21 protein-coding genes and 1 pseudogene are annotated in these 26,753 nt (G+C 74.8%); 17 read left to right on the top strand and 5 right to left on the bottom strand.

Annotated features, from left to right (window positions below):
- Positions 1 to 140: 140 nt before the first annotated feature.
- The 3 genes from ACIP5O_RS27470 to ACIP5O_RS27480 all read left to right on the top strand — a co-directional run bounded on the left by ACIP5O_RS27470 (position 141) and on the right by ACIP5O_RS27480 (position 5,364).
- Positions 141 to 1,925 (top strand): N-acetylglutaminylglutamine amidotransferase, encoded by a 1,785-nt coding sequence (locus ACIP5O_RS27470; protein WP_401297653.1) that lies wholly within the window; start codon positions 141 to 143, stop codon positions 1,923 to 1,925.
- Positions 1,898 to 4,156 (top strand): S9 family peptidase, encoded by a 2,259-nt coding sequence (locus tag ACIP5O_RS27475; RefSeq protein WP_401297656.1) that lies wholly within the window; start codon positions 1,898 to 1,900, stop codon positions 4,154 to 4,156. Before ACIP5O_RS27470 ends, ACIP5O_RS27475 begins: the two co-directional genes overlap by 28 nt.
- Before the next feature lie 113 nt (positions 4,157 to 4,269).
- Complete coding sequence (locus tag ACIP5O_RS27480; RefSeq protein ID WP_401297659.1) at positions 4,270 to 5,364, top strand: glutamate--cysteine ligase; 1,095 nt, start codon at positions 4,270 to 4,272, stop codon at positions 5,362 to 5,364.
- A gap of 54 nt (positions 5,365 to 5,418) precedes the next feature.
- Here ACIP5O_RS27480 and ACIP5O_RS27485 read toward each other — a convergent pair whose 3' ends face one another.
- Positions 5,419 to 5,964 carry a hypothetical protein gene (locus ACIP5O_RS27485; protein ID WP_401297661.1) on the bottom strand — a complete coding sequence of 182 codons (546 nt, stop codon included), beginning with the start codon at positions 5,962 to 5,964 and terminating at the stop codon, positions 5,419 to 5,421.
- Positions 5,965 to 6,088: 124 nt separating this feature from the next.
- Here ACIP5O_RS27485 and ACIP5O_RS27490 point away from each other — a divergent pair, with 124 nt between their 5' ends.
- On the top strand, positions 6,089 to 6,526 hold the full coding sequence (locus tag ACIP5O_RS27490) for a hypothetical protein (protein WP_401297663.1): 438 nt from the start codon (positions 6,089 to 6,091) through the stop codon (positions 6,524 to 6,526).
- A gap of 55 nt (positions 6,527 to 6,581) precedes the next feature.
- On the opposite strand, the gene ACIP5O_RS27495 is transcribed toward ACIP5O_RS27490, so the two are convergent.
- Entirely contained in the window at positions 6,582 to 8,066 is a 1,485-nt protein-coding gene (locus ACIP5O_RS27495; RefSeq protein WP_401297666.1) for an alpha/beta hydrolase, read from the bottom strand.
- A 218-nt stretch (positions 8,067 to 8,284) separates the two neighbouring features.
- On the opposite strand from ACIP5O_RS27495, the gene ACIP5O_RS27500 reads away from it, so the two are divergent.
- From ACIP5O_RS27500 to ACIP5O_RS27535, 8 genes are all read left to right on the top strand, one after another.
- Positions 8,285 to 9,196 carry a MerR family transcriptional regulator gene (locus ACIP5O_RS27500; RefSeq protein WP_401297669.1) on the top strand — a complete coding sequence of 304 codons (912 nt, stop codon included), beginning with the start codon at positions 8,285 to 8,287 and terminating at the stop codon, positions 9,194 to 9,196.
- A 204-nt stretch (positions 9,197 to 9,400) separates the two neighbouring features.
- Positions 9,401 to 10,168 carry a GntR family transcriptional regulator gene (locus tag ACIP5O_RS27505; protein WP_401297672.1) on the top strand — a complete coding sequence of 256 codons (768 nt, stop codon included), beginning with the start codon at positions 9,401 to 9,403 and terminating at the stop codon, positions 10,166 to 10,168.
- A gap of 37 nt (positions 10,169 to 10,205) precedes the next feature.
- The gene (locus tag ACIP5O_RS27510) at positions 10,206 to 10,433 is read left to right on the top strand and encodes a ferredoxin family protein (RefSeq protein WP_030313017.1); all 228 of its coding nucleotides are present in this window, start codon (positions 10,206 to 10,208) and stop codon (positions 10,431 to 10,433) included.
- A gap of 14 nt (positions 10,434 to 10,447) precedes the next feature.
- A complete protein-coding gene (locus ACIP5O_RS27515) occupies positions 10,448 to 11,794 on the top strand; it encodes an ABC transporter substrate-binding protein (RefSeq protein ID WP_401297675.1) in 1,347 nt (448 codons plus the stop codon).
- Between the two features lie 56 nt (positions 11,795 to 11,850).
- On the top strand, positions 11,851 to 12,708 hold the full coding sequence (locus ACIP5O_RS27520; protein ID WP_401297799.1) for an ABC transporter permease: 858 nt from the start codon (positions 11,851 to 11,853) through the stop codon (positions 12,706 to 12,708).
- Complete coding sequence (locus ACIP5O_RS27525; protein WP_401297678.1) at positions 12,705 to 13,460, top strand: ABC transporter ATP-binding protein; 756 nt, start codon at positions 12,705 to 12,707, stop codon at positions 13,458 to 13,460. Before ACIP5O_RS27520 ends, ACIP5O_RS27525 begins: the two co-directional genes overlap by 4 nt.
- 70 nt (positions 13,461 to 13,530) lie before the next feature.
- Entirely contained in the window at positions 13,531 to 16,269 is a 2,739-nt protein-coding gene (locus tag ACIP5O_RS27530; RefSeq protein ID WP_401297681.1) for a fumarate reductase/succinate dehydrogenase flavoprotein subunit, read from the top strand.
- A 151-nt stretch (positions 16,270 to 16,420) separates the two neighbouring features.
- On the top strand, positions 16,421 to 17,233 hold the full coding sequence (locus ACIP5O_RS27535) for a VOC family protein (RefSeq protein ID WP_401297802.1): 813 nt from the start codon (positions 16,421 to 16,423) through the stop codon (positions 17,231 to 17,233).
- Positions 17,234 to 17,418: 185 nt separating this feature from the next.
- On the opposite strand, the gene ACIP5O_RS27540 is transcribed toward ACIP5O_RS27535, so the two are convergent.
- Positions 17,419 to 18,903: an MFS transporter gene (locus ACIP5O_RS27540; protein WP_401297684.1), complete on the bottom strand. Its 1,485-nt coding sequence runs from the start codon at positions 18,901 to 18,903 to the stop codon at positions 17,419 to 17,421.
- Between the two features lie 109 nt (positions 18,904 to 19,012).
- Here ACIP5O_RS27540 and ACIP5O_RS27545 point away from each other — a divergent pair, with 109 nt between their 5' ends.
- The 5 genes and pseudogenes from ACIP5O_RS27545 (at position 19,013) to ACIP5O_RS27565 (ending at position 25,069) form a co-directional block, all read left to right on the top strand.
- Positions 19,013 to 19,504 carry a MarR family transcriptional regulator gene (locus ACIP5O_RS27545; protein ID WP_356545540.1) on the top strand — a complete coding sequence of 164 codons (492 nt, stop codon included), beginning with the start codon at positions 19,013 to 19,015 and terminating at the stop codon, positions 19,502 to 19,504.
- Positions 19,505 to 19,583: 79 nt separating this feature from the next.
- Positions 19,584 to 20,064, top strand: a pseudogene (locus ACIP5O_RS27550) (Type 1 glutamine amidotransferase-like domain-containing protein); the annotation flags it as partial.
- A 294-nt stretch (positions 20,065 to 20,358) separates the two neighbouring features.
- Positions 20,359 to 22,200 (top strand): S8 family peptidase, encoded by a 1,842-nt coding sequence (locus ACIP5O_RS27555; protein WP_401297688.1) that lies wholly within the window; start codon positions 20,359 to 20,361, stop codon positions 22,198 to 22,200.
- Positions 22,201 to 22,422: 222 nt separating this feature from the next.
- On the top strand, positions 22,423 to 23,352 hold the full coding sequence (locus tag ACIP5O_RS27560; RefSeq protein WP_401297691.1) for a diiron oxygenase: 930 nt from the start codon (positions 22,423 to 22,425) through the stop codon (positions 23,350 to 23,352).
- 58 nt (positions 23,353 to 23,410) lie between these two features.
- Positions 23,411 to 25,069, top strand: coding sequence for an FAD-dependent oxidoreductase (locus tag ACIP5O_RS27565; RefSeq protein ID WP_401297693.1), 1,659 nt, complete (start codon positions 23,411 to 23,413; stop codon positions 25,067 to 25,069).
- An 89-nt stretch (positions 25,070 to 25,158) separates the two neighbouring features.
- Here the strand turns inward: ACIP5O_RS27565 and ACIP5O_RS27570 are convergent, their stop codons facing one another.
- Together ACIP5O_RS27570 and ACIP5O_RS27575 are read right to left on the bottom strand one after the other, a co-directional pair.
- A complete protein-coding gene (locus ACIP5O_RS27570) occupies positions 25,159 to 25,737 on the bottom strand; it encodes a Type-2Aa cytolytic delta-endotoxin (protein ID WP_401297695.1) in 579 nt (192 codons plus the stop codon).
- A 124-nt stretch (positions 25,738 to 25,861) separates the two neighbouring features.
- Complete coding sequence (locus ACIP5O_RS27575; RefSeq protein ID WP_401297698.1) at positions 25,862 to 26,713, bottom strand: LysR family substrate-binding domain-containing protein; 852 nt, start codon at positions 26,711 to 26,713, stop codon at positions 25,862 to 25,864.
- Between the last annotated feature and the right edge of the window lie 40 nt (positions 26,714 to 26,753).

Genomic DNA, 26,753 nt, shown 5'->3' on the forward strand with positions numbered 1-26,753 from the left:
CGCGCCCCGTACCGAGGGGCGCACGGGCACCCGCTCCCTGTCTTCGAGGAGTCTGCAGTGAGTGATGCACATGAGGTCGAGGAGGGCTGCGAGGCCCCGGACGCGCCGGGGGCGGCGGAGGCACGACGAACGGGTGCGACATGTGCGGTCTGAGCGGTGAGATACGTTTCGACGACCGTCGGCCCGACGTGGCCGCGGTGGAGCGCATGACCGACCGTCTGGCGGCCCGGGGCCCCGACGGCCGGGGCATCTGGTCGCAGGGCCCGGTGGCCCTGGGACACCGCCGGCTGAAGATCATCGACCTGTCCGAGCGCGGCGCCCAGCCGATGGCGGACGCCGACGCCCGGCTCACGGGCGTGTTCAACGGGTGCGTGTACAACTACCAGGAGCTCCGGCGGGAGCTGGAGACGCTGGGGCACCGGTTCTTCTCCACCTCGGACACCGAGGTGGTCCTCAAGGCGTACCGCCAGTGGGGCGTCGACTGCGTCGACCGCTTCAAGGGCATGTTCGCCTTCGTGATCGTGGAGAACGACACGGGCCGGGTCGTGCTCGGCCGCGACCGGCTCGGCATCAAGCCGCTGTACCTGTCCCACGCCCCCGGCCGGCTGCGGTTCGCCTCCAGCCTGCCCGCGCTGCTCGCGGGCGGCGGCGTCGACACGTCCCTGGACCCCGTCGCCCTGCACCAGTACCTGAGCTGGCACGCCACGGTGGCGGCCCCGCGGACCGTCCTCAACGGGGTGCGCAAGCTGCCGCCGGCCACGGTGCGCGTGGTGGAGCCGGACGGTTCGTACCGCGACCGGGTCTACTGGCAGCCGTCGTACACCCGCCGTGCCGAGTACGCGGGCATGGACGCGGCCGACTGGCGCGACGCGGTCCTGGACTCGCTGCGGACGGCGGTGCGCCGCCGGATGGTCGCCGACGTGCCGGTCGGCGTGCTGCTCTCCGGCGGGCTCGACTCGTCCCTGATCGTCGGGCTCCTCGCCGAGGAGGGCCAGAAGGACCTGGCCACGTTCAGCGTGGGGTTCGAGGCGGAGGGCGGCGAGGAGGGCGACGAGTTCTACTACTCGGACCTGGTCGCCCGCCACTACGACACCGAGCACCACCAGCTGATGGTCCCCTCGGACCGGGTGTCGACCGCCCTGGACAGCGCGGTCCTGGCCATGAGCGAGCCCATGATCAGCCATGACGTGGTCGCGTTCCACCTGCTTTCGGAGCTGGTCTCCAAGGAGGTGAGCGTCGTCCAGAGCGGCCAGGGCGCCGACGAGGTGTTCGCCGGCTACCGCTGGTACCCGGACCTGGCCTCCGTGCCGCGCGAGCGGGAGCCGGAGCAGTACGCGGAGGTGTACTTCGACCGTCCGCACGCCGACTTCGCCCGGATCCTCCAGCCGCACCTGCTGACCGGCCGGGACGAGTCCGGCCTGTTCGTCCGCGAGCACATGGCCGTGCCGGGGGCCGAGACCGCGCTCGACGCGGCGCTGAGACTCGACACCCACGTCATGCTCGTCGACGACCCGGTCAAGCGCGTGGACAACATGACCATGGACTGGGGCCTGGAGGCCCGGGTGCCGTTCCTGGACCACGAGCTGGTCGAGCTGGCGGCGGCCTGCCCGCCGGAACTGAAGCTGGCCCGGGGCGGCAAGGGCGTCCTGAAGGACGCGGGCCGCAAGCTGCTGCCGCGCGAGGTCGTGGACCGGCCCAAGGGGTACTTCCCGGTGCCGGCCATCCGCCACATGGCGGGCCCCGTCCTCGAACGGGTGCGCCAGGCGCTGTCCGCGCCGGAGGCACGCGCGCGGGGCGTCTTCCGGGACGAGTACGTCGCCGAGCTGCTCTCCGCCCCCGACCACCACCGGACGAAGCGAGGAGCGAACGCCCTGTGGCACGTAGCGTTGCTGGAGATATGGCTGCAGACGCACGGGATCGAGTGAGCGGAGCGACGTCGGCGGCACCCGTGCCGGTGCCGCTGGCCGACGCGGCCGGGACCCGCGACACGCCCCGGCCGCTCGTCTCGCACGGCTGCTGGTACCCGTCCGTGGACCCCGCGGGCGAATGGGTGGCGTTCATCTGCGACCGGACGGGCGTCCCCCAGCTGTGGACCGGGGCGGTGAACGGCACGGAGATCCATCTCCTGGACGCGGACCCCGACCCGGTCACGGAGGTGGCCTGGTCCCCCGACGGGCGGTGGATCGCCTACACGGTCGCCCCGGGCGGCGGCGAGCACACCCGTGTCCTGTGCGTACGGCCGGACGGCACCGGCCGCCGGATCGTGGCGGGCGCGGACGCGGGCAGCTCCGCCTACCTGGGCTGCTGGACGCGCGACGGCTCGGCCGTGGCGGTCACGGTGGCCGAGCCGCCGCCCCCGGCGGGCCGCACGGTCCTCCGGGAGCCGCCCGCTCCGGACCACGGGACGACCCTTGCCGACCTGCCCCCGGGCTGGGCGGAGCGCGACGGCCCGGCCACGCTGCTGGGCGGCGCCGGACGCGGGGAGGTGGGCCCGGACGGCACGGGGCCCGGACACGGCTCCGGTTCCGGTTCCGGTTCCGGTCCTGGCTTCAGCCCTGCCTTCGAGTCCGGCTTCGGCCCTGCCTCCGGTCCCGACTTCAGCCGTGCCTTCGACCCCGGCTCCGGTTCCGGTTCCGGTTCGGGTGCGAGTGGTCCGGACGGCGGGAGCAGCGGTCCGGACGGCGAGGGCGGTGGTCTCGACGGCGGGGCGCCGGACCGGCTCACCGCCTATCTGGTCGATCCCTCCGGCCTCGGGTCGCCCGTGCTCGTCGCCGCCGAGTCGGGCGCCGCGACGCTGCGGGTGTGCGACGTCAGCCAGGACGGCCGGTTCGCCCTGGTGCGCCGGGGGCCGCGCGGCCGGCGGGAGGCGGTGGTGGTGCGCACGGCCGACCTCACGACCGGTTCCGTCCTGCGGGTCGGCGACGGGGACCCGTGGATCGGCCGGTTCTCGCAGGACGGGCACACCCTGTGGTTGCGCAGCGACCACGAGCGCCGGTTCGCGGCGCTCCTCGCGGCGTCCCTCGACGAGGACGGCGGGCGCCTCGGCCTGTCCGTGGTGGCCGAGCGCGAGGGCAGCGACCTGGAGCTCCTCGCGTTCGCCGAGGACGGGCGCACGGCCGCGCTCGCGTGGAACGTGCGGGGCGCGAGCGAGCTGGAGACCCTGGGCCTGTCCACGGCGGCCCGGCCCCGGCGGGTGCCGCTGCCGCACGAGGTGGTCACCCGGATCACCCGGGCCGGACCGGCGGGCATGGTCCTCGCCGTATCGGGTTCGCAGCGCCGTCCGGGCGTGTGGTGGGTCCCTCCCGGGGCCGGGACGCTGTCGGCGCGCACGCCGTGGTCGTCCCGGGACGAGGACGCCGTGCCCCCGGGCCGGCCGCCCGTACGGCCCGTACCGCTGCGGCCGGTGGCCCGCGACGGGCTGCACCTGGGCGGCTGGTACTACCGGGCGCCGGGGCGTGACGCCGGGCGTCCGGCCCCGTGCGTGATCCATCTGCACGGCGGGCCGGAGGAGCAGGAGCGGCCGGTGTTCGACCCGCTGTACCACGAGCTCCTCGGCCGGGGCCTGGACGTCTTCGCGCCCGACGTGCGCGGCTCGTCCGGCTGGGGCAGGTCGTTCGTGGACGCCGACCTCGGTACGGGGCGGTTCGCGGCGATCGACGACGTGGCCGACTGCGCGGCGCACGTGATCCTGGACGGCCTGGCCGATCCGACGCGCCTCGCGGTGATGGGGCGCTCGTACGGCGGCTATCTGACGATGGCGTCCCTGGTGTGGCACCCCGAGCTGTTCCGTACGGGGGTCGCGGTGTGCGGGATGTCGGACCTCGCGACGTTCTTCGCGGGGACGGAGCCGTGGATCGCCGAGTCGGCGGCGCACAAGTACGGCCATCCGGTGCGCGACCGGGAGCTGCTGCGTTCCCTGTCCCCCATGAGCCGGGTCGACGAGCTGCGGGTGCCGCTGCTCGCGGTGCACGGCGAGCACGACACGAACGTGCCGCCGGGCGAGTCCGAGCAGATGGTGCGCGCCGCGCGGGAGCGGGGCCTGCCGGCCGAGATGCTCACGCTGCGTGACGAGGGGCACGAGTTCCGGCGGGCGGACAACCGGCGGCTGTTCCGCCGGACCGCCGCCGACTGGATGCAGCGGCACCTGGGCCCCTGAGCGGCGGCGCTTTCCTCACCGTCCGCAGCCGGGCGGTATCACCCGCGTGACCTGCGGAAAAGCGGTGCCTTCCGGACCGATTCCCGCCGCCCGATCGGGGGTATTCGGGAGACATGATCACTATTGGGGTCGAGGAAGAGTACTTGCTGCTCGATCCGGACACATGCCTTCCGGTGCCGCTCAGTGACCAGGTGCGCGCGTCCGCCGGACTGCAGCCGCTCGTCGAGGGCACCGAGGTCCAGTCGGAGCTGCTCCAGGCGCAGGTGGAGGTCGCAACCCCCGTGTGCACGGACCTGGAGGAGGTCGGCGGCCACCTGCTGCGCCTGCGGCACGCGCTCGGCATGGCGGCGGAGAAGAACGGCTGTCTGCTCGCCGCCTGCGCGACGGCCCCCTACCGGGAGACGGCACCCGTGCCGGTCACCCGGAAGGCCCGCTACCTGGCGATGTCCACCCAGGCCCCGCAGCTCGTGGCCGAGCAGTTGGTCAACGGGATGCACGTGCACGCGGCCGTGCCGGACCGCGAGATGGGCGTCGCCGTCCTGAGCCGCATCCGGGTCTGGCTGCCGGTCCTGGTGGCCATGTCCGCGAACTCGCCCCTGTGGGACGGCGGCGACACCGGGTTCGCGAGCTGGCGCACGGTGATCTTCGGGCGGTGGCCGGTCAGCGGTCCCCCGCCCCGCTTCACCTCGCTCGCGGACCACGAGGAGCGCGTCCGGACGCTCCTCGACACCGGCATCATCACCGACACCGGTCAGCTGTACTGGCAGGCCCGCCTGTCCGACCGGTACCCCACGGTCGAGGTGCGCTGCGCCGACGTCCAGCTGCGCGCCGACGAGGCGGTCATGTTCGCCGGGATCGTCCGGGCGCTGGTCGCCACCGCGATCGACGAGGAGAAGGCAGGAATGCCGCTCCCCGACTGCTCGCCCGAGCTCCTCCAGGCGTCCAACTGGCACGCGGCCCGGCACGGTCTGAGCGGGCTGCTCGTCGATCCCGAAGGGCGGTCGCGCCGGGCGGGCGACGTGCTGTGCTCGCTGCTCGAACACATCACGCCCGCCCTCGACGAGGCCGGCGACACCCGTGAGGTCTCCTCCCTGCTGCACCGGCTGCTCCAGGAGGGCACCTCGGCCGACCGCCAGCGCCGCGCCCTGGCGGAGGGCGGCCTGCCGGCCCTCGTCGAACTGATCACCACGGAGACGGTCGCTCCCTGACCCTCCGCCCCCTCCTCCGTCCCGCGCGTCGCCGGAAGACCGGCGGCGCGCCGCTCAGATCTTCCCGGCGACCAGACGGGTCCGGTGCCCGAGGACACGCGTCACCTCGGCGATGAACTCCGGCCGCAGCGGCGGACCGTTCCAGTGCTCGATGCCCAGGTGCGCGAAGGCGAAGAAGTCGTTCTCCCACTCCCACGCGGGCAAGGGGACCGACCGGCGGCACGCCGGGCACCGCACCGCGGCCTCGCCCGTGGCGTACCAGGTGTCCATGGCCTCGGAGAAGGGGAGCCGTTCGTCCTCGCCGGACGCGACCTCCGCGCAGTGGGGGCAGACGGCCGAGCCGCCGATGCCCATCGATCCGAAGAACACCGTGCGTCCGGTGACGATCGCCAGGCCGTCGGTCGACAGCCAACGCCGTTCGTCCGTCACGTACGACCAGCGCGGTCCCGGCGTCAGCACCGGCCGGTCGTGGTGGGAGAACCCCTCCTCCGCGACCGCGATCCCCTCCTCTACCAGCCACGCCGCCACCCGGGCCCCGAGCGCCTCCGCCTCCTCGGGCGTGGCGTCGAGGTCGACGATCGTCTGATAGTGGCTCCCCACCGGATCCCCCCGTTCGGTGCGTACCGTCGTGACGGTACGGCAAGGGTCCGACAACGGGTCCGGCTCGCGGCGCCCCGGGGAAAACGCCTGTCGGCGCGGGTGGCGAGCGTCCTACGGTGAGTCCATGCACCGACACCACGGGCGCGGCCGGCGCCCCGCCCGGCGGGTCCGGGGGACGGGCGGCCCGGCGGACGTCCCGCCCTTCCACGTCGCGGGTGCCGATGTCGTACTCGTCGGGTACTTCTCCGCCCGGCAGCGGGACTTCGCCGCCCTGATGGACACGGCCGCCGCCGAACTGGCGGCCCGCGGCGCCCGGGTCGTGGCACGGGCCGTGCAGCGGCGTGGCGTCTCGCACGGAGGGGCGCGGAAGATGTGCCTTCCGTTCTCCTCGCGGACGCTCCTGAGCGGCGGGAAGGTCCGCGAGGTGGCGGAGGCCCGCGAGCGGACGGACGCGGACGCGGTGGTCTTCCTCCAGGCGCTGACGGAGCATCAGAGACGTTCCCTGAGCGGTCTCTTCGGCTGCCCGGTCGTCGGTCTCGCGGAGATCCCGTCGTCGGTGTGAGCCGACCGGGATCGCGGGCGTGTGCGGCCGCCCCGGTCGTGAGTACGTACGGCCGTCACTCCCCCAGCCGCGAGAGCACCGCCCTCATCGCCCGCTCCACCGCCTCGCCCGACTCCTCGGTGGGGTCGAGCAGTTCGAAGCCGTGGCGGCCGTGGGGCACGTCGACGGTCTCGACGCGGGCCCCGCGCCTCCCGGCGGCGGTCAGGAACTCCTCGACCGTCGCCGCGATCGCCGGGTGCTCCCGGCCGGCCCGGGTCAGGACCACCGGCGGCCCGTCCGCCGTGCCCACCGCGTCGACCGGGCGGAAGCGGGGTTCCACCGCCTCCCAGCCGGGCAGCGGCGCGAGCATCGGGTAGGTGGCGGCCACGCACTGCAGCCACGGCGGGGGCGCGGCGAGCCAGTCCGCCGCGAGGAGCCCGCCGCCCGAGAAGAACCAGAGCGCGATCCGCTCCCCGTCGACGCGCGGGTCGGCGCGGACGAGCGCGACGGCCGCGGCGAGGTCCTCGGCGGCGAGGGCGTAGTCGGCGAGGCCGTGGAGCCGGTGGTCCAGGGTGGCGCCGACGGCGCCCGCGCCCGCCGCGAGGCGTCCGTACCCCAGGAGGAACGGCGTGTCGCGCGGGGTGGGCCGCTGGTCGGGGTCGACCGGGCCGCCGTGGACGAAGACGATCGCCGGCCGGGGTCCTCCGGCGTCCGGGAGGTGGAGGTCGACCCGGCCGTGGCGTTCGCGCGGGACCTCGGGGACGTCCCGTACCCCTTCGAGGAAGGGCCGGAGGTGCGTCGGCCGCTCGTCCGCGGGCGCGGTCACCCGGTGGCCCTCGCCCGCCGCCGCGCGGAGCAGCGTCTCCGCGAGGTCGGCGGGCGCGGAGAGCATCGGCCAGTGACCGGTGGCGAGTTCGAGGAAGCGGATCCGGGCGTCGGCCAGCGCGCGGAACCGGTGCGGGCCGGATTCCACCAGCATCCCGACCGTGGAGAGGTCAGGGCCGCCGGCCGTGCAGAGGACGCCGGTGACCGGCAGGGCGGAGGCGGCTCCGGTCAGGCGGAGCGGTTCGGTGAGCGTGGCGGCCGGCTGGGGCACGGCGAGGCGCTCCAGGCGGGCGAGGGCGCCGTCGGGGACGCCTTCGAGGCCGCCCCAGCGGGACCGGGTCTCCCGGGTCGGCGGCGGGACCCGTCCGTCCTCGCCGGCCCGGCCCCCGGGGTCGGGGACGGAGCGCGCGGCCGGCTCCCCGTCCTGCGGGAGGAGCGTGTCCAGGGCGACGATCCGGGTGATCCGCCCGGGCCGCCGGTCGGCCGCGCCGAGCACCGGGTGGAGCCCGTACCCGTGGCCCACGAGGACCACCTCGGCCGCCGTGAGGCCGTCGATCAGTCGTACCAGGTCCTCGACGTGCGTCTCCAGCCCGATCCCGGCCCCTTCGTGCCGGTCGTCCATGCCCGTCAGGGTCACCGGGTGCGCCTCGGCACCCGTCCTCCGGAGCCGGGCCGCCGTCTCCTCCCACACCCAGCCGCCGGTGAAGCTGCCCGCCACCAGTACGAACGCCGTCATGATCGTCTCCTCGCCTCATCCGGTTCCCCGGCGGCCGTGTCCGCCGCTCCCCGACGCTAGGAGCTCCCCCTGCGGGAGATTCAAGAGCCGCCGTCGGTGCCCTCTCCGGGCGGCGCGTCCGGCCCCGTCGGAGCGGCGGCCCCGGCCCGGCGTCAGACATCAGACGTCAGAATGGAGGTGCTCGTGGATGGTCGGTCTCCTCAGGGGAGGTGCGTGTCGTGGTGTCCGACGGCCTGTGGAGCATCGGGGAGTTGGCCGCCGGGGCGGGCGTCACCGTGAAGACCGTGCGCTACTACTCCGACCGCGGTCTGCTGCCCGAGGCGGCCCGCAGCTCGGGCGGGCACCGCCGGTACGGGCCCGAAGCGCTCGACCGGCTCCGGCTGATCCGTTCCCTGCGCGCGCTCGACCTGCCGGTGCCCGAGGTCGAACGGGTCCTCGACCGGGACGGGGTGCCGGCGGAGGTCCTCGCGGACCGGCTGCGGGACGTCGGCTCCCGGCTGGCCGCGCTGCGCTGGCAGGAGGCCGCCCTGCGGTCGCTCCAGGAGTGCCCCGCCGGGGAGCGCGCGGACCGGGCGCGGCTGCTCGGCGCCGTGTCCGCGCCGCCCGGCACGGACGCCCTGGTCCGGTTCTGGCGCCGGATCCTGCCCGTGGGCCTCTCGGGCCGGACGGTGTCCCTGGTCCTGGACTCGGTGGTGCCGCCGCCCCCGGCGGAGCCGAGCCCCGCGCGCGTACTGGACTTCGCCCGGCTGCACGCCCTCGCCTCCGGCCCGTTCCCGGGCGCCGCGTGCCGGAGCGCGCAGCCGCTGCCGGAGGGCGCGTACCGGCCGGACGTGCTGTACGAGGGCCTGGCCGAGGCGTACGCGCTGGCCGCGGCGGAGACCCGGACCGGGCGGACCGGCGGGGGGCTGGACTGCTTCGTCTCCGCGTACGCCGCCGCGCAGGGCGTACGGGACACCCCGGCCTTCCGGCGCGGTCTCGTCGCCGTGCTCGACCGGGGCGACAGCGTCCTGATCCGGCGGTACTGGAAGCTCGCCGCCGGCCTGTTCGCGCCGGGCGAGCCGGTCCTCGGCCTCCTCCACCACCGGCTCTCCCTCGCCCTCCGCCACGAGGTCGAGGGACACGCGGTCTGACGGGCCCGGGGCCCGGCCCAGGACCCGGATGCGGGTCCCGATCCGCATCCTGGGCGGCCGGCCGTCCACGTGGTGGGCGGCCGGGTGGCGGAACTCGCCGCCGCTTCGACATATCCGCTGGTCAGAGGCGGTACGAGACGTTCGTCGGGTGGCGCAATGTTGCGGCAACACCACCGGGGCCGGTCCGCCGCTACGTTCCGTGTCATGCCCGCCGAACCCGCTCCCGCCGCCCGCCCCGTCGCCGCCGCCCGCCGCCGGCGCCTCCGGGCGGACCGGGCGCGGCAGCTCGCCGACCTGCTGCGCCACCAGATCCTGGCGGGCGGCTTCCCCGGCGGGGTCCTCCCCCTGGAGGACGTCCTCGCGGCCGACTACCGGGCCAGCCGCAACACCGTGCGGCAGGCCCTGGACCTGCTGCGCGGCGAGCAGCTGGTCGACCGGCAGCCGGGGGTCGGCACGGTGGTGGTCGGCGAGAAGTACCCGCACGGCCTGGACCGGCTCCAGGGGCTCGCCGAGACCCTGCACGAGCACGGGCGGGTCACCAACGAGGTGCGGACCATGGGGCCGGTCGGGGCACCCGGCCCGGTGGCCCACCGGCTCGGCCTTCCCGACCACTCCGACGTGCTGTGCATCGAGCGGCTGCGGCGCCTCGACGGGCTGCCGCTCTCCCTGGACCTGTCCTACCTGCCGATGGACATCGGGGCCGCGCTCCTGGACTGCGACCTGGAGAACACGGACGTCTTCCGGCTCCTGGAGCAGCTGACCGGCTCCCCGCTCGGGCACGCGGAGATCACCCTGGAGGCCGTCAACGCCGACGCGCACTCCGCCGCCGTGCTCCAGGCCCCGCGCGGGGCGGCCGTCCTGATGCTGGAGCGGTTGACCCGCCTGCCCGACGGCCGGCCGGTGGACCTGGAGTTCATCCGCTTCCGCGGCGACCGCATCACCATGAGCGGCGTCCTGCGCCGCGCCCTCTGATCCGTGACGACCCACCACCTGTTCCCCGGAGACAGCCATGCCCCTGGTCCCCCAGCGCGCCGACGTGCCCGTGACCATCGACGAGTCGAAGTGCATCGACGGCTGCACGCTCTGCGTCGACATGTGTCCGCTCGACTCGCTCGCGATCCGCGAGGAGGACGGCAAGGCGTACATGCACGTCGACGAGTGCTGGTACTGCGGCCCGTGCGCGGCGCGCTGCCCCACCGGCGCGGTCACCGTCAACATGCCCTACCTGCTCCGGTGAAAGGCCGACCTCCCATGTCGACAAGAAGACTTGCCCTGCCGCTCGCCCTGCTCCTGCTGCCGCTCGCCACCGCCTGCGGGTCCGGCAGCGACGGCGGGGCCGGGGCGAAGGCGGTCACGGTGACCGTCGGCTACCAGTCGAAGACCATCAACACCGTCACCGCCGGCACCCTGCTGCGCTCCCTCGGCTACTTCGAGGAGGAACTCGCGGCGCAGGGCCGCGAGGACGGCGTCGCCTACCGGGTGAACTGGCAGGACTACGCGACCGGGGCGCCGATCACCGCGCAGATGACGGCCGGGAAGATCGACATCGGTTCGATGGGCGACTTCCCGCTGCTCCTCAACGCCGCGCGCGGCAGGCAGCTCGAGCAGCCGACGCGACTGGTGTCGGTGACGGGCTACAACCTGCGGGGCGGCCTCAACACCGTGGTGACCGCGCCCGGTTCACCGCTGCGGTCACTGGCGGACCTGAAGGGACGCAAGGTGTCCACCAGTGTCGGCTCGGCCGCCGACGGCACCCTGGTCCGGGCGCTCCAGCGGGCCGGGCTCGACCCGGCGAAGGACGTCCGGAAGCTCAACCAGCAGCCGAACGTGGGCGCTTCGGCCCTGGCTGCGGGCAGCGTCGACGCGCTGTCCCAGTTCGTCGCCTGGCCGGGCCTGCTCGCCTTCCAGGGCCGGGCGACGGCGCTGTACGACGGGGCCGAGCTGGACCTGCCGACCTTCCACGGCGTGACCGTACGGGAGAAGTTCGCGAAGGAGCGGCCGGCGGTGCTCGACGCGTTCCTGCGCGCGCAGCGGCGGGCCACGGACGAGCTGCGCGCCCGGCCGGTCGCCTCCGCCGAGTCGGTGGCGGAGGAGACCGGGCTGCCCGCCGAGGTGGTCTACCTCTACAACGGCGCCCGGGGCATCGCCACCTTCGACCCGGCGCTCCGGCCCGAGCTGGTCGCCGCGCTCAAGGAGGACGTGCCGGTCCTGGCGGCGGCCGGTCTGGTGAAGGACGTCGACGTGGACGCCTTCGTCGACCCGGCCCCGCTGGAGCGGGCCGTGCCGGGCGGCGCGTACCCGGAGGCGGCCGCGCCGAAGCCGGAGCTGTGGCTGAAGGGGCAGGGCGCGACCCGTACGTTCGACAGCCCCGGCGCCCTCCTCAAGGCGGTCGGCGAGGCCGGGGCGGACCGGGTGCGGGCCGCGTACGTGCCGGACGCGGTCACCGGGACGCCCTGGTTCGCGGACCGGGCGGTGTGGGTGCGGGACGGCGGCGAGTGGTGCGCCTTCGTGACCCGGGCGGGCGCGGAGCGCTACGCGGCAGGGCACCCCGGTTCCCGGATCGTCGGGTACGCGCAGGCCGTGGGGGCGGCGTCGTGAGCGCGGGACGGCCCCCGTCCGTCCGCGCGGGCCGCCGCGCGGCCCCCTCGCCCGCGGTGCGCCGGCTCGTCCGGATCGCCTCGCCGCTCGCGGCCCTCGGTCTGTGGCAGGTGCTGACCTCCCTGGACGTGAACCTGTGGCTGCGCTTCGAGCAGTTCCCGACGGTCGTGGAGGTCGCCTCGGCGTTCGCCGACCGGGTCGGCACCGAGGCGTACTGGCAGGACCTCGGGCACAGCCTGCGCCGGATCACGGTCGGCTTCCTCCTGGCGGCCGTCCTCGGGGTGGCGGCCGGGACGGCCGTGGCCCGGTCCCGGTGGGCCGCCGACGTCCTGGGTCCGCTGGTGGAGGCGGTGCGGCCGGTCCCGGCCATCGCCCTGGTCCCGGTCGCGATCCTGCTGCTGCCCACCAACGAGCAGGGCATCGTCTTCATCACCTGCGCCGCCGCCCTCTTCCCCGTGCTCGTGTCGACCCGGCACGCGGTGCGGGCCCTGAGCCCGGTGTGGGAGGAGGCCGTGCTGACCCTGGGCGGGGGTCGGGCCCGGGTGCTGTTCTCGGTGGTCCTGCCGGGCGCCCTGCCGGGGATCTTCGGCGGTCTGTCCGTGGGGATCGGCGTCTCGTGGATCTGTGTGATCTCGGCGGAGATGATCTCCGGCGAATACGGGGTGGGCTACCGCACCTGGCAGGACTACACGGTCGTCGACTACCCCGGGGTCTTCGTCGGCATGGCCACCATCGGCGCGCTCGGTTGGCTCACCTCCACCGCCGTGGAGACGCTCGGCCGCCGGGTCACCTCCTGGCTGCCGCGCCCGGCCGAACGGGGCGGCGCCGGGCCCGGCCGCACGACGGTCTCCCCGGCCCCCGCCCGTACGCCCTCCCGTTCCGTCCCCCTGCCCGAGAAGGAGCCGGTGCCATGAGCACCACGAGCACCACGAGCACTACGAGCGCCACGGGCGCGGAACTCGCCCTGCACGACGTCAGATTGGGTCATCCGGACGGGTCCGCCGTGTCCGGTCCCGTGGAGCTGCGGATCGCGCCCGGCGAGCTCCTCGCGGTCGTCGGTCCCTCCGGCTGCGGCAAGACCACCCTGCTGCGCACGCTCGCCGGGCTGCTGCCGCCCCTGGAGGGACGGGTCACGCAGGACGGGGAGGCGGTGCGCGGGCCCGGCGCCGACCGGGCGCTCGTCTTCCAGCACGACGCCCTGCTGCCGTGGCGGACGGTCCGCGCCAACGTGGAGCTGCCGCTCGCGATCCGCCGGGTCCCCCGGGCCGAGCGGCGGCGTGCGGCGCGGGAGTGGCTGGAGCGGGTCGGGCTCGCCGGGCACGCCGCCCGGCTGCCGCACCAGCTGTCCGGCGGGCAGCGGCAGCGGGTCCAGCTGGCCCGCGCCCTGGCCGGGCGGCCCCGCGCGGTCCTGATGGACGAGCCGTTCGGCGCGCTCGACGCGCACACCCGGGCCGGGATGCAGGACCTCCTGGTGGAGATCCTGCGCGGGACGGGCGCGACCGTCGTCTTCGTCACGCACGACGTGGACGAGGCGCTCCACCTCGGCGACCGGGTCGCCCTGTTCGCGTCCGGCGAGGTCCTGGGCGTCCCGCACCCGCGCGTGCGGGACGCCCTGCACGCGCCCGCGACGGCCGCGCTGCGCCGCCGCGTCCTCGACTCCCTCTGACGCCCCCTCCGGCCGGCCCCGCCGGCCCCCGAGCACCCCGAGCACCCCGAGCACCCCGAAAGGCATCCCCGTGGACACCCCCCTGACCGTCCCCGACCCCGCCGACGCGACCGAGCTCTCCTGCGACGTGCTCGTCGTCGGCGGCGGGACCGCCGGCACGATGGCCGCGCTGACCGCCGCCGGGCGCGGGGCGAGCGTGCTGCTCCTGGAGAAGGCGCACGTCCGGCACTCCGGCGCCCTCGCCATGGGGATGGACGGCGTCAACAACGCGGTCGTGCCGGGCCGGGCCGAACCGGACGACTACGTCGCCGAGATCACCCGCGCCAACGACGGCCTCGTCGACCAGTCCACCGTCCGGCAGACGGCGACCCGGGGCTTCGCGATGGTGCGGCGCCTGGAGTCGTACGGGGTGAAGTTCGAGAAGGACGAGCACGGCGAGTACGCGGTCCGGCAGGTGCACCGGTCCGGCTCGTACGTGCTGCCGATGCCGGAGGGCAAGGACGTCAAGAAGGTCCTCTACCGGCAGCTGCGGCGGCGCGAGATGCGGGAGCGGATCCGGATCGAGAACCGGGTGATGCCGGTCCGGGTGCTCACCCACCCGGACGACGGGCGGGCCGTCGGCGTCGCCGGTTTCCACACCCGCACGGGCGAGTTCGTCCTCGTACGGGCCGGAGCCGTGATCCTGGCGACGGGCGCCTGCGGGCGGCTCGGGCTGCCCGCGTCGGGCTATCTGTACGGCACGTACGAGAACCCGACGAACGCGGGCGACGGCTACGCCATGGCGTACCACGCGGGAGCGGCGCTCACCGGGATCGAGTGCTTCCAGGTCAACCCGCTGATCAAGGACTACAACGGTCCGGCGTGCGCCTACGTCGCCAATCCGTTCGGCGGGTACCAGGTGAACCGGCACGGCGAGCGGTTCGTGGAGTCGGACTACTGGTCGGGGCAGATGATGGCCGAGTTCGCGGCCGAACTCGCCTCGGACCGGGGGCCCGTGTACCTGAAGCTGAGCCATCTGCCCGAGGAGACGGTCGGCGCGGTCGAGTCGATCCTGCACACCACGGAGCGCCCCACCCGGGGCACGTTCCACGCGGGGCGCGGCCACGACTACCGGACGCACGACATCGAGATGCACATCTCCGAGATCGGCCTGTGCGGGGGCCATTCGGCCTCGGGGGTACGGGTGGACGCGCACGCCCGCACGACCGTGCCCCGGCTGTACGCGGCCGGCGACCTCGCCTCCGTACCGCACAACTACATGATCGGCGCGTTCGTCTTCGGCGACCTGGCGGGCGAGGACGCGGCGAAGCACACCGCGTACGAGGGGGAGCTCGACCGGCAGCAGGTCCTGGACGCGCACGAGTTGGTCTACCGGCCGCTGCGGAACCCGGCCGGGCCGCCGCAGCCGCAGGTCGAGTACAAGCTGCGGCGGTTCGTCAACGACTACGTGGCGCCGCCGAAGACGGGCGCGAAGCTCTCCCTGGCGGTGGAGGCGTTCGACCGGATGTCCGGGGAGATCGCCGGGATGGGGGCGCGCACGGCCCACGAGCTGATGCGGTGCGCGGAGGTGTCGTTCATCCGGGACTGCGCGGAGATGGCGGCGCGGGCCTCGCTGGCCCGCACGGAGTCGCGGTGGGGCCTCTACCACGAGCGGCTCGACCACCCGGAGCGGGACGACGCGGGCTGGCTGCACCATCTGGACCTGCGCAAGTCCCCTTCCGGGGCGATGGAGTTCACGGCGCGGCCGGTGGAGCCGTATCTGGTGCCGGTGCCGGAGTTCGCGCCGCCGGGCGGTCCCGAGCGGCACCTGGGCGAGGTGGAGCTCGTGCCGGTGGCCACGGCGGGGCCCCGGGACGCGGCCCCGGCGGAGCGGCCGGCCGCTCCGTCGGGGAAGCCGGAGGCGGAGGACCCGACGGCGACGGCGGCCTCCCCCCGGCTGCTCGAACTGCTCGGTCTCGTCGAGGACTCCCCCGGTCTGGACGTGCTCGGCCCGTATCTGGAGGACGCCGATCCGGCGGTGCGGGCCGCCGCCGTCACCGCCCTCGGGGAGACCGCTCCGGCCGGGACGGGACCCGCGCTCGCCGCGCGGCTGCGGGACGCCTCGCCCCGGGTGCGGGCCGCCGCGGCGGCGGCCCTGCGCGAGCTGGTCGAGGTGCTGCCGGCGGAGCCGGTGCTCGGGGACGGGCTGCGGGAGGCCCTCGGCGTGCCCGATGCGGCCGTGCGGGCCGCCGCGCTCGACGTCCTGCGGGCACTGCGGCTCGGGGACGCCCCGCTGTACGCGGCGGCGCTCGGCGACGCGGAGGTGGAGGTGCGGGTCGGGGCCGTCCGGGCCCTCGTCTCGGTGGACGCGGTCGCGGAGCTGGCGCGGGCCGCCGCCGACCCGGCGCGCGAGGTGCGGGTCGCGGTGGCCCGGGGCCTCGCGGCCGTGCGCGATCCCCGGCCCGGGCCGCTGGCGCCGCTGCTCGACGACGCCGATCCCCTGGTCGGGGGCGCGGCCCTCGCCGCCCTGGCCGGCACCGGCTGCCCGCCGGAGTACGCGGCGCGGGCCGCCGCCGCGCTCGGCGCCCCCGCCTGGCAGGTGCGGGCCGGGGCGGCGACCGCGCTCCGGGCGGCCCCGTCCGCCCTCGCCGTACCGGCCCTGGCGCCGGTGCTCGCGGACGGGAACGCGGACGTGCGCAAGGCGGCCGTCCTCTCGCTCCTCGCCCACCGGGACGACCCGGCGGCCGGGGCCGCCCTGGCCGGGGCGGCCGACGACCCGGACGCGGACGTCCGCGCCTACGCGGCCCGGGCGGCGCACGCGGTCCGCTGACCCGCGCCCCCTCGACCGGGTGGCGGTCGGCGGCACCTGGGTGAATCCGCGCATGCGGACCGGCCGGACGGGGAAGGGGCGCACGGCGCACTCTGGACGCAGGGGGCATTCTGGTGGGACGGACGCGCTCTGGACGCAGGACGACGAGGAGGTGGCGCCGGTGGCCGGACCGACGATCGGGGAGGCCGTGGGAGCCCCGTGCTGGCTGAACCTGTCCGCACGGGATCTCGGTACGGCGGAGCGGTTCTACGGGGCCGTGCTGGGCTGGACGTTCCGGCGGGGCGCCCTCGGGGACGGGTACGTGGTGGGCGAGCGGGACGGGGTGCCGGTGGCCGGGATGGCGGCCGTGGCGGCCGAGATGCAGGTGCCGGTGGCCTGGTCGGTGTTCTTCGCCGTCGACGACGCGGACGCGGCGGTCGGGCGGATCCGGGAGCGCGGCGGCACGGTCGGCGTGGGCCCGATGGCGTTCCCGCCCCGGGGCCGCGCGGCGCTCGCCACCGACCCGGAGGGCGCGGCGTTCGCGGTCTGGGAGGGGCGGCGGGTGTCGCGCTGGCAGGTCGGCGAGCGGAAGGCGCCGGCCTGGGTGGAACTGCACACCCGCAACGCGTTCGACGCGGCCGTGTTCTACGGCGGGGTGCTGAAGTGGGCGGACGGCAGCCCGCACTGCTGCGAGGTGTCGTACGAGGACGACCAGGTGGTCCTGCGGTACGAGGGGGAGGCCGTCGCCCGCCTGAACAGCGGCCCCGTCGAGTCCGCCTCCCCCCGGCCGCAGCTGCGGCCGCGCTGGCTCGTCCGCTTCCGGGTGCCCGACCTGGAGGCGGCGGAGGCGGCAGCCCTGGAGCACGGCGGGTCGCTGGTCCCGGGCGGCGAGTGGGGCGGGGTGCGGCAGCCGGACGGCGGCGGGCGGCGCGCGGTGGTGCGGGACCCGGACGGGGCGCTGTTCACGCTGGAGGCGGAGGACTGAGGAGGCCCGGGGAGGGTGTCCCCGGAGCGTCCGTGAGGGCCCCGGCGATCGTGTGTTCCACGGTCGCCGGGGCCCTTCGGCGTCCGGCGGGCGCCTCTGCGAGCGGCCGCCGGACGGGTGGGCGGCGGTCGTCCCGGGGTCCGTCCCCACGTGTCCCGCGACGGCCGCCGCCCGGTCCGGGCGGGTCAGGCGGGGGCCTCGGCCTCGGCCTCGGCTTCGGCTTCGGAGGAGGCGCGTACGGCGGCGGTCCCGGTCCCCTCCGCCTCCACGGCGTCGGCGGCGAACCGGGCCGGGATGAGGGCGGCGACGACCGCGGCCACGAGACCGACGCCGCAGCCGATGAGCATGGCGACGCGGAAGCCGTCCTCGGAGGGCAGCGCGTGGCCGCCGAGGGTGGTGGTCATCTGGGCGAGGACGACGCCGATGACGGCGGCGGAGACGGAGGTGCCGATGGAGCGCATGAGGGTGTTGAAGCTGTTGGCCGAGGCGGTCTCCTCCTGCGGCACCGCGCCCATGATGAGCGCCGGCATGGCGCCGTAGGCGAGTCCGACGCCCGTGTTGCAGATGAGGGTGACGGCGAGCAGGCCCCAGGTGGAGTCCATCAGGGCGAGGGAGGAGCCGTAGCCGGCGGAGATGACGAGGGCGCCGACGGAGAGCGTGACCTTGGGGCCGCGGGCGGCGGAGAGCTTGGCGCCGAGCGGGGCCAGGACCATCATCATCAGACCGGCCGGGGCCATCCACAGGCCCATGGCCATCATCGACTGGCCGAGGCCGTAGCCGGTGGCCTCGGGGAGCTGGAAGAGCTGGGGGACGACCAGGGACTGGGCGTACATGGCGAAGCCGACCAGGACCGAGGCGGCGTTGGTCATGAGGACGACGGGGCGGGCGGTGACCCTCAGGTCGACGAGGGGGTCGGGGGTGCGGAGCTCCCACGCGCCCCAGGCGAGCAGGACGACGACCGCGACGGCGAAGAGGCCGAGGGTGGTGGCGCTGCCCCAGCCCCAGCTCGCGCCCTTGGAGACGGCGAGCAGCAGGGCGACGAGGCCGGTGCCGAGGCCGAGCGCGCCGGGCAGGTCGAAGCGGCCGGGGGCGGCGGCGCGGCGGCCGGCGGGGACGAGGCGCCAGATCAGGGCGCCGACGAGGAGGCTGAGGCCGGCGGCGACCCAGAAGAGGACGCGCCAGCTGGCGTTCTCGGCGACGGCGGCGGAGAAGGGCAGGCCGAGGGCGCCGCCGACGCCCATGGAGGCGCTCATGAGGGCGATGGAGCCGCCCAGCCTCTCCGGCGGCAGGATGTCGCGGAGCAGGCTGATGCCGAGGGGGACGACGCCCATGCCGAGGCCCTGGAGACCGCGTCCGACGATCATCGGGACGACGGAGGGGGCGAGCGCGCAGACGACCGAGCCGGCGACGAGCGGGACCACGGAGACGAGCAGGACCCGCCGCTTGCCGAGGGTGTCGCCGAGGCGGCCGGCGACGGGGGTGGCGACGGCGCCCGCGAGGAGGGTGGCGGTGATCACCCAGGAGGCGTTGGACGCGGTGGTGTCGAGCAGCCGGGGGAGGTCGCCGATGAGCGGCACCACCAGGGTCTGCATGAGTGCGGCCACGATGCCCGCGAGCGCGAGGACGCCGACGACGCCTCCGGGTCGGGCGTCGGGCTTGGAGCCGTCCACGTGTTCTCCCTAGGTCTTCACGATGATGCATATGCATCATGCACATGGATTGCTGAACACACAAACTATGCACGATGCACATCGCATCGCCGCAGGAGAGAATGCCCCCATGGACAAGCCCGTGGACGAACCCGTGGACAAGCTCGTGGACAAGCCCACCCGTCTGGTCGAGTTCGAGACCATGCTGCTCGGCAGGCACGCGCACCTGTACGCGCCCCGCTCCCGGGCGGGTGGCGGACAGCTCGACCGCAGCGCGTACGTCCTGCTCAGCCGCATCCGGATGCACGGACCGATGTCCATCGGGCAGCTCAGCGAGGCCTTCGGCCTCGACGCCTCCACCCTCAACCGGCAGACCGCCGCGATGCTGCGCGCCGGCGTCGTGGAGCGCATCCCCGATCCGGACGGCGGCATCGCCCGCAAGTTCCGCATCACGGAGGAGGGCGAACGCCGCCTGGAGGCCGACCGCGCCGCGAACGTCGCGGGCCTGGAACGCGTGATGGAGCACTGGTCCCCCGAGGACGTCTCGCGCTTCGCCGCCTTCCTGGAACGCTTCAACCGCGACATCGAACGCCTGGAGGGCCGCCCCTGGCCGCGCCCCTGAACGGGGTTATTCGCTTGCGGGGTCGCCCGTGGCCCGGCAGGGTGCGGCACACCGTCGGCACCCGAACCGAGGAGGCCCCGTGCCCGCCGCCCCCGTACGTCGACTGGCCCTCCTGGGCGGCGGCTTCTCCACCGAGGACGACGGCCTCCTGGACAACTGGGTCCTCGGCCACGCGCGCGCACCCCGTCCCAGGGTGTGCTTCGTCCCGACGGCCAGCGGCGACGCGCCCGGGTACGTCGAACAGTTCCTCGCCGCGTACCGGTCGCGCGCCTGCGAGCCGACCGTCCTGCCCCTGTTCCGGCGGGCTCGGGCTGCTGCCCGGATCGGTCTGCCCCCACTACGACGGTGAACCCGGCCGTCGCCCTTCCTACCGGGCCGCCGTGGCCGCCGGTGCGCTCGCGGCGGGCTGGGCGCTGGAGGACGGTGTCGGCGTCCTCTTCGCGGACGGGCTGCTGACGGACGCGGTGACCCGCACGCCGGGGGCCCGGCCGTACCGGGTGGAACCGGACGGGAACGGCGGCACCGTGGAACGGGCCGTGCCCTGCCGCCCGCTCGTCGCGGGAACCCGGGAAGGCCCGGGCACGCGGCCCGAGCGGCCGCCGGTCCGGACCTGGAAGGAGCGGGAGGCGCCCCGGGAGCGGAGGGCCCGCGCCGTCTTCCGTTCCCCTCCCCCACCGGACATCCGTCCAGGAAATCCGGCCTTTCCGGCGCCATAGGTCAACAGTACGTAACGCGAACACGCTTCTCGGACAGAACACTTCCTTCCGGGGAGCGATTCTGGGATCTTGCGTCCACCCCACACATCACAGGGCCCGGCCGGCGCCACAGGCGCCACCGGGCCATCGGAGGACGCAATGTTTTCCCTCATATCCGGCCGGACGGCCGGCCGGTCGAGAACCTCGGCCATATCCGTCGCGGCCCTCGGCACGATCATGGCGCTCGCCACCCCCGCCGGACTCGCCCACGCAGCAACGTCGGACACCGCACCCGTCGCGGCCCGTTCGGCGGGGGCGAGCACGGCCACCACCGCGAAGGCGGCCCCCGCCGCCGCTCCGGCCGCCTGGGCCGCGGGCACCCGCGCGTACCTGGTGATCACGGCCCCCGGCGGCACCGCCGCCGTGACCGGCGCCGTGGCGACCAAGGGCGGTTCGGTCTTCGCGACCTACGACGCGATCGGCGTGATCGTGGCGCACTCGACGTCCACGACGTTCGCCTCCTCGATGCGCACGGTCGGTGGCGTCCAGCAGGTCGGCGCGACCCGGACGTCCGACGTCCCGGCCGACGCCTACAACCCGGCGCTCCCGGCCAACCCGTCGCAGTCGACGACCACGCTCGCGGAGTCCAACCGCTGGGACATGACGCAGATCAAGGCCGACCAGGCCTGGGCGGTCACCACCGGTTCGGCGTCGGTGAAGGTCGGCGTCCTGGACACCGGCGTCGACGACCAGCACCAGGACATCGCGCCCAACTTCAACGCCGCCGACTCGGCCTCCTGCGCCTACGGCAAGGCGGACACCCGGGCGGGAGCCTGGCGGGACGTCGACACCCACGGCACGCACGTCGCGGGCACGATCGCGGCCGCCAAGAACGGCAAGGGCGTCATCGGCGTCGCGCCGGGCGTGAAGATCTCCTCGGTCCGCATCGCGGAGCCGAACAGCACGCTGTTCTTCGCGGAGAACACGATCTGCGGCTTCGTCTGGGCCGGTGACCACGGCTTCAAGGTCACCAACAACAGCTACTACACGGACCCGTGGCAGTTCAACTGCCCGGACAACCTGGACCAGGCCGCCATCATCGAGGGCGTCCGCCGGGCGCAGGAGTACGCCGAGGGCAAGGGCTCGCTCCAGGTCGCCGCCGCCGGAAACTCCAACTACGACCTGGCGAACAAGACGACCGACTCCGAGAGCCCCAACGACTCGACGCCGGTCACCCGCACCATCACCAACGCCTGCATCGACATCCCGACCGAACTGCCGGGCGTCGTGACCGTCGCCGCGCAGGGCAACGGCGGCGCCAAGGCCTCGTACTCGAACTTCGGCAACGGCGTCATCGACGTCGCGGCCCCCGGCGGCGACGGCTCCTCCGGCGTCTACTCGACGCTCCCGGGCGGCAAGTACGGCAACATGAACGGCACGTCGATGGCCTCCCCGCACGTGACGGGCGTCGCAGCGCTGATCGCGAGCGCGAACCCGTCCTTCACCCCGGCGCAGATCCGGGACCAGCTCGGCGTCCAGGCGACCGACAGGGCCTGCCCGTCGGACACCCGCTGCAAGGGCACCGCGACCAAGAACGGCTTCTTCGGCGAGGGCTCGGTCGACGCCCTGAAGGCCGTCGGCGGCTCGACCCCGCCGCCCGGGAAGTACTTCGAGAACCTGACGGACGTCACGGTCCCCGACAACACCACGGTGGAGAGCCCGATCACGGTCAGCGGCGTGACCGGCAACGCGCCGGCCACCCTCAAGGTGGGCGTGGACGTCAAGCACACGTACATCGGTGACCTGAAGGTCGACCTGGTGGCCCCGGACGGCAGCGTCTACACGCTGCACAACCGGACCGGCGGCAGCGCGGACGACATCGTCCAGACCTACACCGTCAACGCCTCGTCCGAGGTGGCGAACGGGGTCTGGAAGCTGCGCGTGAACGACAACGCGAGCCAGGACTCGGGCAAGATCGACGCCTGGAACCTGACCTTCTGACACCGCGCGACCCCTCGACGGGGCCGGAGCCGCCTCGGCTCCGGCCCCGTTCGCATGCGCCCGGAGAGGGACTCGCGCGCGTGCGCCGGAGAGGTTTCGGAAACAAGTCCTTACCGAGGGGTAGGCCTACCCGGGCACCTTGCTATACGTTCCGTCTAACAAGCTTGCTAGACGGGGCGTCTAACAAGCCTCCGAGTCGATCGCGACCCAAGGAGCCGCACCATGGCAAGCAGCACCGTTCGCCCGGACAGCCACGACGGAGCCGAGGACGGGAACGTCTCGGACGCGGACGTCGCCGAACGGCTGCTCCGGTCCGCGGCCAAGCTCTCGTACGACCCCGCCGCCGAGGTCGACTGGGACACCCCGCTCGACAAGGACTTCCACGGCCAGAGCCCCGAGTGGAACAGCCTCTACGGCACGGCCTACTGGAACGAGATGACCGAGGAGCAGCGCAAGGAGCTGACCCGGCAGGAGGCCGCCTCGGTCGCCAGCACCGGCATCTGGTTCGAGATGATCCTCCAGCAGATGGTGCTGCGGGACATGTACGCGAAGGACCCCACCGACCCCCGGTTCCAGTGGGCCCTGACCGAGATCGCGGACGAGTGCCGCCACTCGATCATGTTCGGCCGCGGCTCCGCCAAGCTCGGCGCCCCCGCCTACCGGCCGCGCCGCGCGGTGCTCGAACTGGGCCGCGCCTTCAAGACGGTGGGCTTCGGCGAGGCCGCGTACGCCGCGATCCTCGTCGCCGAGGAGGTCCTCGACGTCATGCAGCGCGACTGGATGCGCGACGAGCGGGTCGCCCCCTTCGTCCGCACCATCAGCAACATCCACGTCGTCGAGGAGTCCCGGCACATGAAGTTCGCCCGGGACGAGACGCGCCGCCGCCTCGCGCGGGCGAGCACGGCCCGCCGCCACTTCCACGCCCTGGTCGTCGCCATCGCCTCGTACTACATCGTCACCAGCATGGTCAGCCCCGACGTGTACAAGCAGGCCGGACTCGACCCGGAGCGGGCGCGCCGTGAGGCCGCGGCCAACGAGCACTACAAGTCCCAGCTGCGCTCCAGCTGCGCCGGACTCATGGAGTTCCTCGCCTCGGCCCGCCTGCTCACCCGGCCCGCGCTGCTCATCTACAAGCGCGCCAGCCTGATCTGAGCACGCGTCCGCACCCGCGCCCGCCGCCCGTACCCCGCACCCGAACCGAGTCGACGAGATGACCTACGCGATCACCCAGACCTGCTGCAACGACGCGACCTGCGTCGCCGTCTGCCCGGTCAACTGCATCCACCCGACGCCCGAGGAACCGGACTTCGGCACCACGGAGATGCTGTACATCGACCCCAGGGCCTGCATCGACTGCGGCGCCTGCGCCGACGCCTGCCCGGTCGACGCGATCTTCCCGGCCGACCGCCTCACCGGACGGCTGCGGGAGTACGAGGCGATCAACGCGGAGTACTACGCGGGTCGCGAGGAGCGGCCGGCCGTGGCCTCGCCCAACTTCCACACCTGGGGCGAGCCCGCCTTCCCGCGCTCGCTCCCGTCCGACTTCGCCCCGCTGCGGGTCGCGGTCGTCGGCACGGGGCCGGCCGGCATGTACGCCGCCGAGGACCTGCTCCTGCACACCAACGCCGAGGTGACGCTGATCGACCGGCTGCCGGTGGCCGGCGGACTCGTCCGGTACGGCGTGGCGCCCGACCACCCGGCGACCAAGGGCGCCGGGGAGACCTTCGCCCGCTTCCACTCCCACCCCCGCGTCCGGATGCGGCTCGGCGTGGAGATCGGCGGGGACGTCACCGCCGAGGAGCTGGCCGCCCACCACGACGCGGTCGTCTACGCGGTGGGCGCGCCCTCCGACCGGCGGCTCGGCATCCCCGGCGAGGACCTGCCGGGCAGCGTCTCGGCGACCTCCGTCGTCTCCTGGTACAACGCGCACCCGGAGACCGGCGCGGACGCCGTCCCGCTCTCCGCCGAGCGGGTCGTCGTGGTGGGCAACGGCAACGTGGCGCTCGACGTGGCCCGCGTCCTCGTCATGGACCCGGCCGCCCTCGCCGGCACCGACATCGCCGACCACGCCCTCGCCGCCCTGGGCGGCACCCGGGTCCGCGAGGTGGTGCTGCTCGGCCGCCGGGGCCCCGAGCACGCCGCGTACACGGCCTCCGAACTGCTCGCCCTCAAGCACCTCCCGGGCGTGGACCTGGTCGTCGACGACCGGGACCCGCGCACCGGCGCCGCGATCGACGCGGCGGCGGCCGGGGAGAAGGCGGCGCTCCTGAGGGACACGGCCCGGGAGGCGGTGGACTGGACCCGGCCGCCCGCGCCGGACCGGCGCCGGATCGTCCTGCGCTTCCACTCCGCGCCGGTCGAGGCGCTCGGGACCGACGCGGTGCGGGCGGTCCGGGTGACCGAGGACGGGGCGGAGTCCGGTACGGAGATCGGGGCGGGGCTGCTCGTCCGGGCGATCGGCTACCGGGGCGTGCCGCTGCCGGGCCTTCCGTTCGACGAGGCCACCGGCACCGTGCCGCACGAGGCGGGCCGGATCAGGGGCGTGGCGGGCGGCTACGTCGTCGGCTGGATCAAGCGCGGGCCGTCCGGCGGGATCGGGGCCAACCGGGCGTGCGCGGAGGAGACGGTCGGGACGCTGCTCGCGGACGCGGTCGCGGGGGCGCTGCCGAAGCCGACGGGCACGTCGGCGGAGTTCCGCAGGCTGGCCAGGAGCCGCAGCAAGGGGCTCGTGGACGCGCGCGGCCTCGCGGCCATCGACCGGACCGAGCGGGCGCGGGGCCGGGACGCGGGCCGTCCCCGGGTCAAGCTGGCGACGGTGCCGGAGCTGGTCGCGGCGGCACGGGGCGGCCGCTGGCGCCGGCCGGTCTGAGCGGCGGGGCGCCTCTCCAGGGGGTCCGGCCCGGGACGGCGGGCCGGCGGTGCGGTGCGGTGTGCTGCGGTGCGTGACCGGACGGGCCGTCAGGCCACGAGGTCCAGGGTCTGGCGGATCACGATCGCGTTCAGCCGCACCGCGAAGGGCACGACGTCCGTCAGGTCGAGCGCGACGGCCTCCGCCTTCGGCAGCTCGACGGTCACGTCCACGCAGAAGGCCAGGGCGTACATGTGCTGCCCGGTCTCCTCGTCCTGGAGGGCGAAGAACAGGTCCCGGTAGAAGCGGGTGCGCTCCCCGGACTCCTCGTAGAAGGAGAGTCCGGGCTGCCCCTCCTGGGCCGCGAGCCCCGTGAAGGCCGCGACGAGCTCCCGCTCGACGGTGGCCCAGAAGCCGGCCTCCGCGCACTCGGGCGGGAGCGCCTGCCGGACGGCCTCCTTGAGGGAGAGGACCATGACGAGGACGGGGGCGTGCTCCTGGAGCCCCCAGCCCCTGACCATCCGCACCACGGTGCTGTCCGGGACGGCGGCGGCCGCCGCCCGTATCGCCTCGAAGTCGAAGTTGACGGTCGCCGGGGCGATCGCCTCCTGGAACACCCGGTCGATGGACCGGGCCTGGTCGAGGTGGTCCGGGCCCACCTCGACGACGGTCCTGAAACTGGCGGCCAAAGCTCCTCCTGGGGTGATCTCTGCGATCTCTGCGATCTCGGTGATCAGGAGGGGTCAGTATGCCGAGGGGCCCGGGGGCGGGCGGGACGTGTCCGGCGTGCGGACACCCCGCCCCGGCCGGGGTTCAGGACTTGCGGCGGGGCTTCCCCCCGCTCCGGCCGCCGCGCGCGGAGCCCGAGCCTCCGGCGCCCCGGCCGGAGGTGCCGCCGCCCTTGCGGGCCGCGGGCCGCCCGGAGGTGCGGGAACCGGCCCCCGGCCTGCCGGACTTGGCCGGCTTCCCGGTCGTGGCGGGCTTCTGCTCCTTCCGGCCCTTCTGCTCCTCGGCGCGGCGGCCCCGGGTGCTGTTCACCGTCCGGCCGCGCACGATGCCGATGAACTCCTCCACCAGGTCGGGGGCCTCGTCGGCGGCCGGCCACGACAGGGCGACGCGGGACTGCGGGACGCCGGTGAGCGTCCGGTAGGTGAGGTCCTTGCGGTGGTGCAGCCGGGCGAGGGACTGGGGGACGACGAGCAGGCCGACCCCGGCCGCGACGAGTTCGACCGCGTCGGCGGTGGTCCCGGGGCGCTCGAACGCCGGGCGGCCCGGCGGGCGCTCCCAGCCGAGGGTGTCGTCGAGGGGGTGCAGGACGAGCTCGTCGGCGAGGTCCTCCGCCGCCACCTCCTCGACCGCCGCGAACAGGTGGTCCTTGGGGACGACGACGACCGTCGTCTCCGTGTAGAGCGGGATCGCGCTGAGGTCGTCCCCGTCGACGGGGAGCCGGACGAGGCCCGCGTCGGCCGCGCCCTCCCGGAGCGCGCCGAACGCCTCGGCCGGGGTCACGGCACGGAGGGTCAGCGGTACGTCGGGCAGGCGCTCGTTCCAGATCCGCACCCACTTCGAGGGGGTCACGCCCGGCACGTAGGCGAGCCGGAAGGAGGGGGAGTCCGCGGAGGGATCCGTGGAGGGGGCCGAGGGGGAAGCGTCCGAGCCTGTCACCCCGCCAGGTTACGGCAGCCTCCGTGGTCGGAGTCCGTCC

The organism is Streptomyces sp. NPDC088915 (genome assembly GCF_044749825.1).
GTDB lineage: Bacteria > Actinomycetota > Actinomycetes > Streptomycetales > Streptomycetaceae > Streptomyces.